Below are 11,768 nucleotides of genomic sequence, written 5' to 3' on the forward strand. Positions count from 1 at the left end.
GGCGCGGCGGGCCGGGTCAGCGGAACAGGGCCGCGTGCCGCTCCGCCCAGTCCCGGAACGGCCGCGGAGCACGTCCGAGCATCGCCGCGACGTCCGGGCCGACGGCGACCTCGTCGGGGGTCGGGGCACCGATGATGGCGAGCGTGCCGTCCGCGACCGGCTCCGGCATTGTCTGCAGCAGCTGGGCGCGGGCCTGCTCCCGGCTCACCTCGACGAAGCTCAGCGGATGACCCAGCACCTCCGCCAGTGCGTCCACGCGTTCCCGCGGAGTCGTCGCGACGGGTCCGGTGAGCGTGTAGGTCCGGCCGGTGTGTCCTGGCTCGGTGAGCGCGACGGCGGCGACCTCGGCCAGGTCACCGGGATCGACGCTCGGCAGCGCCGCGTCGCCGAACGGCGCGTAGACCGCCTTCTCCGACCGGACGGTCGGCGCCCAGGCGACCGCGTTGCTGTGGAAGCCCCCGGCCTGCAGGATCGTCCAGTCCAGCCCCGAGGTCCGTACGGCCTCCTCCAGAACGCGGAGCGGTTCGTGCGACGGCTGTTCGGGGCGGGTGGTCGCGGCCTGCGAGGAGAGCAGGACGACCCGCTCGATCCCGGCGTCCCGGGCCAGGGCCAGCACCCGCGGTCCGTCCACGTGCGCGCCGGCTCCGGAGACGAGCAGGAACAGGGCGTCGGCACCCTCGAAGGCCGGCGGCAGGGTCGCCGGATCGCCGAGATCGGCGACGACGGAACGCACCCCGGGCTGCGCCGGAGCCGGTCCGGAGACGCCTCGGGAGACCGCGGTGACGGGGTGTCCGGCCTTCTGGAGGGCGGTGACGAGTGGTTGTCCGACGTTTCCGGTGGCACCGGTGACAGTGATCATGCCGGCACGGTACGAGGATCGGGAAAGCAGGTTCCCCCTGGATAGTATTGGCGCCGTGCAGAAGACCTGGCGACCGGACCCGGCGACCGATCCGGTGCAGGCCTGCCCGATCGCGCCGGTCGTCGATGTCGTCTTCAGCCGGTGGACGACCCCGATCCTGTGGGTCCTGCACGAGTTCGGGACGCAGCGCTTCGTCGAGCTCGAGCGGCGGCTGGACCGGATCACCCCGAAGGTGCTGACCCAGCGGCTGCGCCAATTGGAGCGGGACGGCCTGGTCGAGCGCCGCTACCACCCCGAGGTGCCGCCACGGGTGGAGTACGAGATCACGGACCTCGGCCGGAGCCTAGCCCCGGTCTTCGCCACCCTGGGCGAATGGTCCGCCGCCCACCTGCCCGAGGTCGAGCAGGCGCGGGCGGCGTACACGGGGCCGTTGCCCCGCTGAGTTCATACGAACTCGAGCTCAGGTGGCGGCGGCGAGGGCGGCGGCCGGGGGAGTCCGGGCGGCGCGGAGCCCGGGCAGCACCGAGGCGGCGGCACCGGCGAGCAGGGCCGCGGCGACCACGAACACGGTCTGCGGCACCGAGATGGCGTACACGGTCGCCGTCATGCCCGCTTCGCGGGCCAACGCCGTGGTCCCGAGAAAGCCGAAGCCGATCCCGGCGCCGACGCCGACCGCGGCCGCGACCAGGGCCAGCACCACCGCCTCGATCGCGAGCATCCGGCGCAGCTGCCGGCGCTCCAGGCCGAGGGCCCGGAGCAGGGCCGACTCGCGTTCCCGTTCGATCACCGAGAGGCCCAGCGTGTTGCCGACGCCGATCAGGGCGATGACGATCGCGACACCGAGCAGCGCGGTCGCGCCCGCCAGCAGCCCGTCGATCAGCTGGTTCAGTTGCGCCGCCTGGGCCAGTGAGCCACTGATCACCACGCCCTCCCGCTGGTCGACGGCCGCGACGACGCCGGCGGACACCGCCTGGGCGGCCGACCGGTCCGACGCGGACGCCCAGACAGCGGCGATCGGCGCCTTCGGAGCCACAGCGGCCAGAGCCGACTCGCGGACCACCAGCATGAAGTCCTCCGGGATCCGGCTGACCGCCAGCCGGTACGTCGCCGTACGGCCCCCGACCTCGACCGAGACCTGATCACCCTCGGCGAGGCCGAGTTGCCGCGCCGTAAACGGACCGATCAGCGCGACGTCGTCGGAAGCCAACGGCTCCAAGCCGTCCCGGACCACGGTGCCGGCGTTCGGCCCGAGCCCGGCCAGGGTGACCATGAGCGGCCCGTCGGAAAGCCCGGTCAGCGTCCCGCCGGCCTGCCGGACCGTGGTCGTCGCGCTGATCCCGGACACGTCGGAGACCTGCGTGATCAGGTCGACCGGCAGCGGCTCGGTGCCGGCGGAGACCGTGACGTCGACCGGGTAGCGCAGCTGCGCGTCGGCGTCCGTGGTCGCCTTGACGCTCGCCGCGCCGACCTGCAGCGTCACCACCAGGCCGACCGCGATCATCAAGGCCGCACAGGTCGCCGCGGCCCGGCCGGGATGGCGCAGCGTGTTCGCCGCCGCGACTCGGCTGACCGGACCGAACCGGCGCAGTACCAGGCTGACCGCCCGCACCAGCAGCGGTACGTAGACCGGGGCGGCGACCACGATGCCGAGACCGAGGGCGAACGCGCCGGCGATCGCCGGCAGCAGCACCCCGGTCCGCGCGGTCAACGCATAGCCGATCACCGCGCCGCCGGCCAAGATCAAGATCGAGGCCAGGCCGCCGATGATCATGGTCCGGCGCCGCTCCACCCGATGATCATCGACCGGGCGGAGCGCCTCCAGCGGAGTGATCCGGCTGGTCCGGGCCGCCGGGACGCTGGCGGCGACGACGGTGACCAGGACGCCGACCGCGGCGGCCAGGACCAGCGGCAGCCAGGGCAGGGCCAGGCCGTTGCCGATCGAGCCGGACACGGCGGCGCCGATCGTGGCCAGCCCGATGCCGAGCCCCACCCCGGCGACCGAGCCGACGACGCCGACCAGCAAGGCCTCGGTCAGGACCATCCTGCGCACGTCGCCGCCGGTCGCGCCGACCGCCCGGAGCAGGCCGATCTGCCGGCGCCGCTGGGCGACCAGGATCGCGAACGTGTTGGCGATCATGATCCCGCCGACCAGCAGCGAGACCGCGCCGAAGCCCTGCAACAGATACCCGTACGTGTCCACACCGCCGGACAGCATCAGCAGCGTCTGTTGGGCCACCTCGTCCGCGGTGGCGACCACGGCCGTCGGCGGCAGTGTCGCCCGCAGCGCCTCCATCACCTGACCGGGATCGGCGCCCGGCGCGGTGGTGATCAGATAGCGGACCGGCCACTGGTCCGCACCCGCGGGATCACCGGCCTGCTGGCTCCGGAAGTAGGCGCCGGAGACGTAGCCCGAGTCCTGGATCCCGGAGAACAGGGACTGGGACTGGTCGACGATGCCGGTGATGATCATGGTGCGGCGCTTGTCGCTGCCGTCGTCGACCGCCACCTCGGCGCCGACCTTGAGCCGGTGCTGCCGCGCCGTGGCCTGGCCGACGGCGACCTGGTCCGCACTCAGCGGCCAGCTCCCCTCGGTGAGCTCGGCCCAGCGCAGTGCGGGTGTCTCGGAGACGGAGTTGATCCGGAGCACCCCGGCACCCTCCGGCCCGCGGAACTGGAGCCGGCCGGACCACAGCGGTTCGGCCGCGGTCACCCCCGGTACGGCGCGAATCGCGGCCAGCTGGCCGGGATCGGAGGACTCGGCGTCGACGACAAGATCACTGGTGGAGACGGTTTCGGTCGCGGCCTTGGCCACCGCGGCCTGTTCGGTCTCCAGGAAGGTCATACAGGCGGAGAGGAACGCGACGCTGATGGCGATCGCACCGAGCACGGCGACCATCCGGCCGGGCGCGTTCCGCAGTTCCCGCAGGGCGAGGCGCAACATCTACTGACCCAGCTCCCGCATCGTCGCCAGAATGTCCTCGGAACTCGGATGATCAAGATCATCGACCAGCCGACCGTCGGCCAAGATCAACACCCGGCCCGCGTAGCTGGCCGCGATCGGGTCATGGGTGACCATGACGATGGTCTGGCCCAGTTCCCGGCTGGCCCGGCGCAGCTCGGCCAGCAGGGCGTGCCCGTTCTTGGAGTCGAGGGCACCGGTCGGTTCGTCGGCGAACAGCACGTCCGGCCGGGTGATCAACGCACGCGCGATGGCGACCCGCTGCTGCTGTCCGCCGGACAGCTCGCTGGGCCGGTGGTGCAGCCGCCCGGTCAGCCCGAGCGACTCGACCACGGCCTGGAAATGATCATGGTCGGGCTTGCGGCCGGCCAGGTCCAGCGGCAGTGCGATGTTCTCCGCCGCGGTCAGCGCCGGCAAGAGATTGAACGACTGGAAGACGAAGCCCACCTTGTCCCGGCGCAGCCGGGTCAGCTCCCGGTCGCCGAGGCCGCTCAGTTCGTGGCCGCCGAGGAACACCCGGCCGGAGGTGATCGAGTCGAGTCCGGCCAGGCAGTGCATCAAGGTCGACTTGCCGGAGCCGGACGGCCCCATGATCGCGGTGAACGTGCCGCGGTGGATGTTGACGCTGACCGAGTCGAGGGCCCGGACGGCGGTGGCGCCGGATCCGTACACCTTGGTCAGGTTGAGCGTCGACGCGATCACGCGCGGCAGTTCCTCGACCGGCGGTTCGGCGACGGCGGCCCGGCGTGCGGCTGCGGCAGGGGTGGACATCAGGCTGGCTCCTCGATGGGTGACGTTGCACCCCCGAACCTAGAAACCACGCCCGGTCCAGACATCGGAGCGCGGACCGGAGTCCGCTACGACCCCGGTCTGAAGGGCACTAGCGGTCGACGACTCCGACCTCGTACGCGAACAGGACCAGGCCCACCCGGTCCCGGATCTGCAGCTTCGACAGCAGCCGGCCGATGTGGGTCTTCACGGTGCCCTCGGCCATGTAGAGCTTGCCGGCGATCTCGGAGTTCGTGGCGCCGATCGCGATCTCCTCGAGCACCTCGATCTCCCGTGCGGTCAGCAGATCCAGCCGCTCGTCGGTCTTGCCTGGGAACGTCCCGGGCAGCTTCGGCACGACATGATCAAGAAGCCGCTTGGTCGCGCTCGGGGCGACCACGGCGTCGCCGGCCGCGACGTTGCGAATGGCCGACAGCAACTCCTCCGGCCGGGAGTCCTTGAGCAGGAAGCCGCTGGCGCCGGCCTTGAGTGCCGCGAAGACGTACTCGTCGAGATCGAAGGTGGTCAGCACCAGCACCTTGACCGGGTTCCCGGCAGCGGCCAGCCGCTTCGTCGTCTCGACGCCGTCCATCCGCGGCATCCGGATGTCCATCAGGACGACGTCGGCCGGAGTCCGTTGCAGGGCAGCGAATCCACTGGCGCCGTCGGACGCCTCGCCGACCACCTCAAGATCGTCTTCGGCCTCGATCAACATCCGGAAGCCGCCCCGCACCAGGGCTTGATCATCGACGAGGAAGACACGGATGGGCACGCTGGGACTCCTAGAAGGGACGCACGTTCGGATGCGGTGGTGGTGATGATGGTGCTGCTGGCTGATGCGGCGGACCCGAACGGAAGCCGTCCAGCGGCAGGGATGCCCGCACGACGAATCCACCACCGGGCCGCGGTTGTGCGCTGAGCCTACCGCCGTGGACGCCGACCCGCTCGGCCATGCCGCGCAGGCCGTTGCCGCGCCCGTCGCCGACCGCGGCCGCGCCCCGTCCGTCGTCGCTGATCTCCAGCTCGATACTGCCCGGCGTGTACGCGATCCGGACCCAGCTCCGGGCGTTCGGCCCGGCGTGCTTGAGCACGTTGGTCAGCGATTCCTGGACGATCCGGTACACGGTCAGGCCGAGCGCCTGGTTGACCGCGGGCCGATCGCCGTACTCGTTGAAGCCGGCCAGCGGGCTGGTCCGCCGGACCAGGTCACCAAGATCATCAATCCCCGGCGTCGGTACGTACTCGGCATCGGACTCCTCCGCCTCGCCGCGCAGCAGCCGGACCATCTGGCGCATCTCGGCGAGCGCCTGCCGACTGGTCTCGGCGATCGTGCCGAGCACCTCCGGCGCCCGCTCCGGCCGCTTGGCCGCCAGGGCCTTGCCGCCCTCGGCCTGGACCACGATCACCGACAGCGAGTGGGCGACGATGTCGTGCAACTCGCGGGCGATCCGCTGCCGTTCGGTCATCGTCGCGGCCCGCTCCCGCTGCGCCTCCTCGGCGATCAGCAGCCGCTGCCGTTCCAGCTCGGACTGGGCCCGCTGGTGCGCGTTCTCGGCCCACTCGTTGCGGCGCCGGCCGAGCAGATAGGCGCCGCCGGTGATCGACGCGCAGGCGAACGCGGTGACGATCAGCAGGGCGCCCTTGTCGACGTCGAAGCCGAACCGGAACACCCACCGCACCGGGCCGACAACGGACCCGAACATGGCCAGAGCCAGCGCGATCCGGCCCCACCGGCGGTCGGTCCACCGGGCCGCCGTGTAGACGATGATCGGGACCACGATGATCGCCATCACCGGCTCGCTGATCAGGGCCGCGATCATCAGCGCGAGCCCGGCCGCGGCGAGGACGGCGAGCCGGGGCAGCTGCCGGCGGATCATGACCGTCGCGGTCAGCGCGAAGGAGAGGGCGGCGGCGATCAGGCCGTCGCCGGTGGACATCAGTCCCTCGTAACCCAGCAGGTACGGGACCACGCAGACGATCTGCAGCGCGACGCAGAAGCCGAAGTCGAAGGCCCAGTGCGGGTCCCGGACCGTCGGCGGCGGGCCGGCCGGGGCGGGCCCGCTGAGGTACCCGGAGGTCGCGGTCATGACGGAGCCTCCGCGGCACGGTTCGGCAGGGCGCGGCGGAGCAGGATCGCTGTGTGGGGCGACTTCATGACGGGGCCAGACTAGAAGCAGATCCGGACCCGTTCATCGGTCCACGGTCGGAACCGGTGCGTGTCCGGGGTCGGATCAGCCGGCCTCGTCCTCACGTTCCGCGGCGCCGGTGAAGGTGACCGGCTCGTTCACGTCGTCGCCGGGGTCGACGGTGACCGAGATCTGGTCCAGCGCGCTGAACGGGACCGCGAAGCCGAGCGTCACCGTCGCGTCGTCGCCGGCCGGGATCGGTTCGCTGAAGCCGGCCTGCAGTTCGCCGGTGTCGTCGACGATCAGCCTCGCGTCCTCGACGTCCTTGTACTGCACGGTGATCAGGCTGTCCTGGGCCGGGAACGGTTCGGTGCCGCCGTTGCTGATCAGTACCGCGACGACGATCAGCTCGCCGTTGGTCTCCTCGGCGCCCTTCTCGTGGCTGCCGGCGTTGCGGGCCAGCGGAGTTCCGGCGACCTCGATGGTCAGGCCGTTCTCGAACTCCGCGATGTCGTCGAACGTGAAGCCGTCCTCGGAGCTGGGAGCCGACGAGGCGGGCGTCGAGGGCGCCGGGCTCGGCGGAGCGGACGGCGGTGGAGTCGAGGTGCAGCTCGCGCCGAACAGCAGCAGACCGGCGGTGAGCGTCGGCACCAGGCGGCGGGTCAGCCACCGAACGCGGGTGCGGCGGGAGATTGCGGCGGTGGCCGCAGTGCGACTCATGGACACACGGTAATCGGAGCGTCGACGACGCCGCGCATCGCCTCGACTCCGAACGGGGGGCTATGGTGGCCGGGTGAAATGGAAGGTGCTGTTGGTAGTCGGGGCCGTCGTGGCCGGAGCGTTGATCGCGGCGCGGCGACGCAACCTCCAGATGCAGGCCGATGCGGAGCTCTGGGCCGAGGCGACGGACCGGGTGTCCAGCCCGCACCAGTAGCCGGAAACTCCTGATCGAGCCGGATCAGTGCTGCTTCACGTACCCAAATATCACTGTTTAATGATATAACTGTACGGTGAACGATCCGCGCACCGGCATCTTCGAGGTGCTGGCCGACCCGGTCCGGCGCCGGCTGATCGAGCTGCTGTCGGAGGGCCCGCACACGGCCGGTGAGCTGACCTCAGCGGTGATCGACGAGTTCGGGGTCAGCCAGCCCGCGGTATCGAATGCGCTGCGGCTGCTCCGGGACGCGCGGGTCGCCGACTGCGCCCCGGAGGGCCGGCATCGGATCTACACGCTGCGCCCGGAGTCCCTGGACGAGGCCGAGGGCTGGCTGCGCCGGCGCCGGTCGGTCTGGGCCGGCGCCCTGTCCGCGCTGGAGACCGAGGTCGCGCGCGGACACCGATCCCGTCGCCGGAACCCGCCGGCCGACCAGCCCGGAAAGGCCTCAGCATGAACGTCGTCGAACTCTTCGAACGGTCGGTGACCAGGTCCGGAGCCGGCTTCGACCAGACCTTCCGGCATCGCTACCGAACCTCGACCGAGGGACTCTGGGCGGCGCTGACGACCGAGGACCGGATCGCGCGCTGGCTCGGGCCGGTCGCCGAACGGTCGGCCGACGGTCGCACCCTGGTGATCAACATCGGCTCCGGCGACGCCCTGGCTCCGGCCCGGGTCGCGGTGCGCCGCTGCACGCCGCCGACCGATCTCGCGGTGGATTGGGAGTGGCAGGGCCGGCCGGCGTCGCTGGTGACGGCAGCGCTGCGCCCGGTCGACCAAGATCACGTGGAGCTCACCCTCCGACATCACGCGGTGGCCTCGGAGCCGCTCGTCGTCGGGTACGGTGGCGGCTGGGAGTGGTGCCTGCTCGCGCTCGGGTCCGAAGCCGGAGCCGAGCGCTGGACCGCCGACCGGCTCGACGATCATGAGCGTGCGGCGCACGAGGCCTGGCGACGCGTGCTGGAAGGGGACGGCTGATGGCATCGCGCTACAAACGGGTCGTGCTGAAGCTCAGCGGCGAGGCACTCGCCGGTGGCGATGACGGTGGCTGGGGCGTCGACCCGGCGGTGCTGGACCGGCTGGCCGACGAGGTGCTCACCGTTCATGATCTTGGTGTCGAGGTGGCCGTGGTCGTCGGCGGCGGCAACTACTTCCGCGGCCGGATGGCCGACACCTGGGGCATCGGCCGGGCCGAGGCGGACAACATCGGCATGCTCGGCACCGTGATGAACGCGCTGATGCTGCGCGGCGTGCTGACCGCGAAGGCGAAGACCGAGATCCGGGTGATGACGGCGATCGGCATCCAGAGCGTCGCCGAACCGTTCATCCGGCTGCGCGCGATGGCGCACCTGTCCCGCGGCTACATCGTGATCTTGGCCGGCGGCATCGGGCAGCCGTACGTGACGACCGACTACCCGGCGGTGCAGCGGGCCCTCGAGCTCGAGGCCGACGCGCTGCTGGTCGCCAAGCGCGGGGTCGACGGCGTGTACGACAGCGATCCCAAGATCAACCCGGACGCCTGCCGCTACACCGACCTGACCTATGACGAGGCGATCCGGAAAGGCATCTCGATCATGGACGCGGCCGCCTTCGTGCTGGCCGGCGAGCAGGGCCTGGTCATGCACGTCTTCGACATCGACGGCCACGGCGTCATGCAGCGGATCTGCGAGGGCGAGGACCTCGGAACGATCGTGCACCGCTGAGCTGATCAGCCCTTCCGGGTCCAGCTCCAGTCCCGGATCTCCGGCAGATCCTCCAGTTCCTCCACGACGTAGCGTTCATGATCGGCGATCCGTTCCTCGCACCAGGCCAGCAGTTCCGACGCTCCCGGCGGGGTGCGCCGGGCGTTGTTGATCGCGTCCATCACGAGATGGAACCGGGAGGCGCGATTGCGGACCGTCATGTCGAACGGGGTGGTCGTGCTGCCCTGCTCGATGAAGCCGCGGACGTGGAACCGGTCCGCGTCCGGGCGGCCGTGCACCAGCTGATGGATCGCGCCCGGGAAGCCGTGGAACGAGAACACGACGTCCACATGATCGGTGAACAGCTCGCGGAAGTACGTGTCCGTCAGCCCGTGCGGATGATCACGGCGGCGCGGCAACGCCATCAGGTCGATCACGTTGACGACCCGTACCGTCAACTGGGGCATCCGTTCGTTGAGGATCTCGGTCGCGGCGATCGTCTCCATGGTGACCACGTCGCCGGCGCAGGCCAGCACCACGTCCGGATCGGCGGTGCCGCCGTCGTTGCCCGCCCACGGCCAGATCGCCGCGCCGCGCTCGACCTGGTCGGCCGCCTCGTCGAAGGTGAGCCACTGCTGCTGCGGCTGTTTGTCGATCACGATCAGGTTCACGCAGGAGCGGGACCGGAAGCAGTGATCGGCCACGTGCAGCAGGGAGTTGGCGTCCGGCGGCAGGTAGACCCGGGACACGTCGCCGCGGTGCGTGATCACGTTCTGGATCAGCCCCGGTCCCTGGTGTGAGAAGCCGTTGTGATCATTGCGCCAGCAGGTCGACGTGAGCAGGATGTTCAGGCTCGGCACCTTGGCCCGCCAGGGCAGGTGGTTCGCCTCCTCCAGCCACTTGCCGTGCTGGACGGTCTGGGACGCGCTGACCATCGCGAACGCCTCGTAGCTGGCGAACAAGCCGTGCCGCCCGGTCAGCGTGTAACTCTCCAGCCAGCCGTGACAGTTGTGCTCGCTGAGCACCTCCATCACCCGGCCGTCGGCGCTGATCTTGGTGTCGCCGGGCTCGACCCGTTCGGCGAACATCCGGTCCGAGACGTCGAACACCGAGCCCAGCCGGTTGCTGTTCACCTCGTCCGGGCAGAACAACCGGAACCGGTCCGGGTTGCGGCGATACAGCTCGGCCAGCAGGTCGCCGAGCCGGCGGGTCGACTCGATCGCCGTACCGAACTCGTCGTCGGTGACTGCGAAGCGGCGCAGGTCGGGCAGGTCAAGATCACGAGTGAGCAGGCCGCCGTTGGCGTGCGGAGAGGCGCTCATCCTGAGCTGGCCGGTCGGGTTCGCCGCGAGGATCTCGGCGATCGGGGTGCCGGTGCGGTCGAAGAGTTCGTCGGGTCGGTACGACCTCAGCCAGGACTCCAACTGGGCCAGGTGATCGGCATTCTCCCGTACCCCCGAGAGCGGGACCTGGTGCGATCTCCAAGTGCCCTCGACCTGCTCACCGTCCACGACCGCCGGACCGGTCCAGCCCTTCGGCGTCCGCAGGATGATCATCGGCCAGTGCGGGCGTTCGCCGGGTGTCCCGCGATCGCGGGCCTCTCGCTGGATCTCCCGGATCGACGCGTAGCACTCGGCCAGCGCCGCGGCGAACCGCCGGTGCATGCCGGGAAGATCGGAGCCGCTGACCTCGACGACTCGGTAGCCGTGTCCCTCGAGCAGCGAGCGCACCTCGGCGTCCGACTTGCGGCCGAGCACGGTCGGGCTCGCGATCTTCGCGCCGTTGAGGTGCAGGATCGGCAGCACGGCGCCGTCGCGGACCGGGTTGAGGAACGAGATCCCCTTCCAGGAACCTTCCAGCGGTCCGGTCTCCGCCTCACCGTCGCCGACCACCGCGATCGTCAGCAGGTCGGGATTGTCGAACACGCTGCCGAACGCGTGCACCAGCACGTAGCCGAGCTCGCCGCCCTCGTGGATGGAGCCGGGCGTGGTCACCGAGACGTGACTGGGGATGCCGCCGGGCGAGGAGAACTGGCGGAACAGCCGGCGCATCCCGGCCTCGTCCCGGGTGACGTCCGGGAACACCTCGGTGTAGGTCCCTTCCAGCCAGCCGGCCGCGACGAGGGCCGGACCGCCGTGGCCGGGTCCGGTGAGGTAGATCGTCGACTGGCCGGTGTCGCGGATGATCCGGGACACGTGGGCGTAGATGAAGGACAGGCCGGGACTCGTGCCCCAGTGGCCGAGCAGCCGCGGCTTGATCTGTTCGGGTGTCAGCGGCCGGCGCAGCAGCGGGTTGTCCCGCAGGTAGATCTGGCCGACCGTCAGATAGTTCGCGGCCCGCCACCAGGCGTCGATGCTGGCGAGTTCTGAGTCCGGCAGTTCGTACATCGGGTCCCCTCGTCGTGTGATCCGAGCGCGCCTCCACCGTAGGTACCCGCGAC

12 protein-coding genes are annotated in these 11,768 nt (G+C 70.8%); 5 read left to right on the forward strand and 7 right to left on the reverse strand.

Annotation, left to right across the window (positions count from 1 at the left end; translation table 11 throughout):
- Positions 1-16 precede the first annotated feature (16 nt).
- On the reverse strand, positions 17-859 hold the full coding sequence (locus BKA15_RS17965; protein WP_179753004.1) for an NAD(P)H-binding protein: 843 nt from the start codon (positions 857-859) through the stop codon (positions 17-19).
- A 55-nt stretch (positions 860-914) separates the two neighbouring features.
- Here BKA15_RS17965 and BKA15_RS17970 point away from each other — a divergent pair, with 55 nt between their 5' ends.
- Entirely contained in the window at positions 915-1,301 is a 387-nt protein-coding gene (locus BKA15_RS17970; protein WP_312879105.1) for a winged helix-turn-helix transcriptional regulator, read from the forward strand.
- Positions 1,302-1,319: 18 nt separating this feature from the next.
- Here the strand turns inward: BKA15_RS17970 and BKA15_RS17975 are convergent, their stop codons facing one another.
- The 5 genes from BKA15_RS17975 to BKA15_RS17995 form a co-directional block, all read right to left on the reverse strand.
- Positions 1,320-3,800 carry an ABC transporter permease gene (locus tag BKA15_RS17975; RefSeq protein ID WP_179753006.1) on the reverse strand — a complete coding sequence of 827 codons (2,481 nt, stop codon included), beginning with the start codon at positions 3,798-3,800 and terminating at the stop codon, positions 1,320-1,322.
- Positions 3,801-4,589: an ABC transporter ATP-binding protein gene (locus BKA15_RS17980; RefSeq protein ID WP_179753008.1), complete on the reverse strand. Its 789-nt coding sequence runs from the start codon at positions 4,587-4,589 to the stop codon at positions 3,801-3,803.
- 109 nt (positions 4,590-4,698) lie between these two features.
- A complete protein-coding gene (locus tag BKA15_RS17985; RefSeq protein WP_179753009.1) occupies positions 4,699-5,358 on the reverse strand; it encodes a response regulator in 660 nt (219 codons plus the stop codon).
- Between the two features lie 10 nt (positions 5,359-5,368).
- Positions 5,369-6,673 carry a sensor histidine kinase gene (locus BKA15_RS17990; protein ID WP_179753011.1) on the reverse strand — a complete coding sequence of 435 codons (1,305 nt, stop codon included), beginning with the start codon at positions 6,671-6,673 and terminating at the stop codon, positions 5,369-5,371.
- A gap of 144 nt (positions 6,674-6,817) precedes the next feature.
- The gene (locus BKA15_RS17995; RefSeq protein WP_179753013.1) at positions 6,818-7,432 is read right to left on the reverse strand and encodes a hypothetical protein; all 615 of its coding nucleotides are present in this window, start codon (positions 7,430-7,432) and stop codon (positions 6,818-6,820) included.
- Between the two features lie 73 nt (positions 7,433-7,505).
- On the opposite strand from BKA15_RS17995, the gene BKA15_RS18000 reads away from it, so the two are divergent.
- From BKA15_RS18000 to pyrH, 4 genes are all read left to right on the forward strand, one after another.
- Positions 7,506-7,646 (forward strand): DLW-39 family protein, encoded by a 141-nt coding sequence (locus BKA15_RS18000; RefSeq protein WP_179753015.1) that lies wholly within the window; start codon positions 7,506-7,508, stop codon positions 7,644-7,646.
- Between the two features lie 76 nt (positions 7,647-7,722).
- Positions 7,723-8,103: an ArsR/SmtB family transcription factor gene (locus BKA15_RS18005; RefSeq protein WP_218871433.1), complete on the forward strand. Its 381-nt coding sequence runs from the start codon at positions 7,723-7,725 to the stop codon at positions 8,101-8,103.
- Positions 8,100-8,624: an SRPBCC domain-containing protein gene (locus tag BKA15_RS18010; protein ID WP_179753017.1), complete on the forward strand. Its 525-nt coding sequence runs from the start codon at positions 8,100-8,102 to the stop codon at positions 8,622-8,624. The genes BKA15_RS18005 and BKA15_RS18010 overlap by 4 nt, the downstream gene beginning before the upstream one ends.
- Positions 8,624-9,349 carry a UMP kinase gene (gene pyrH, locus BKA15_RS18015; protein ID WP_179753019.1) on the forward strand — a complete coding sequence of 242 codons (726 nt, stop codon included), beginning with the start codon at positions 8,624-8,626 and terminating at the stop codon, positions 9,347-9,349. The genes BKA15_RS18010 and pyrH overlap by 1 nt, the downstream gene beginning before the upstream one ends.
- 5 nt (positions 9,350-9,354) lie before the next feature.
- Here the strand turns inward: pyrH and BKA15_RS18020 are convergent, their stop codons facing one another.
- Positions 9,355-11,715 (reverse strand): phosphoketolase family protein, encoded by a 2,361-nt coding sequence (locus BKA15_RS18020; protein WP_179753021.1) that lies wholly within the window; start codon positions 11,713-11,715, stop codon positions 9,355-9,357.
- Positions 11,716-11,768: the final 53 nt, after the last annotated feature.

The organism is Microlunatus parietis (genome assembly GCF_013407955.1).
Classification (GTDB): Bacteria; Actinomycetota; Actinomycetes; order Propionibacteriales; family Propionibacteriaceae; genus Microlunatus; species Microlunatus parietis.

Bases quoted from the DNA above. Each gene is read 5' to 3' on its own strand.
- BKA15_RS17965 (WP_179753004.1), bottom strand. From the start codon at position 859: ATGATCACTGTCACCGGTGCCACCGGAAACGTCGGACAACCACTCGTC.
- BKA15_RS17975 (WP_179753006.1), bottom strand. From the start codon at position 3,800: ATGTTGCGCCTCGCCCTGCGGGAACTGCGGAACGCGCCCGGCCGGATG.
- BKA15_RS17980 (WP_179753008.1), bottom strand. From the start codon at position 4,589: ATGTCCACCCCTGCCGCAGCCGCACGCCGGGCCGCCGTCGCCGAACCG.
- BKA15_RS17990 (WP_179753011.1), bottom strand. From the start codon at position 6,673: ATGACCGCGACCTCCGGGTACCTCAGCGGGCCCGCCCCGGCCGGCCCG.
- BKA15_RS17995 (WP_179753013.1), bottom strand. From the start codon at position 7,432: ATGAGTCGCACTGCGGCCACCGCCGCAATCTCCCGCCGCACCCGCGTT.
- BKA15_RS18010 (WP_179753017.1), top strand. From the start codon at position 8,100: ATGAACGTCGTCGAACTCTTCGAACGGTCGGTGACCAGGTCCGGAGCC.
- pyrH (WP_179753019.1), top strand. From the start codon at position 8,624: ATGGCATCGCGCTACAAACGGGTCGTGCTGAAGCTCAGCGGCGAGGCA.
- BKA15_RS18020 (WP_179753021.1), bottom strand. From the start codon at position 11,715: ATGTACGAACTGCCGGACTCAGAACTCGCCAGCATCGACGCCTGGTGG.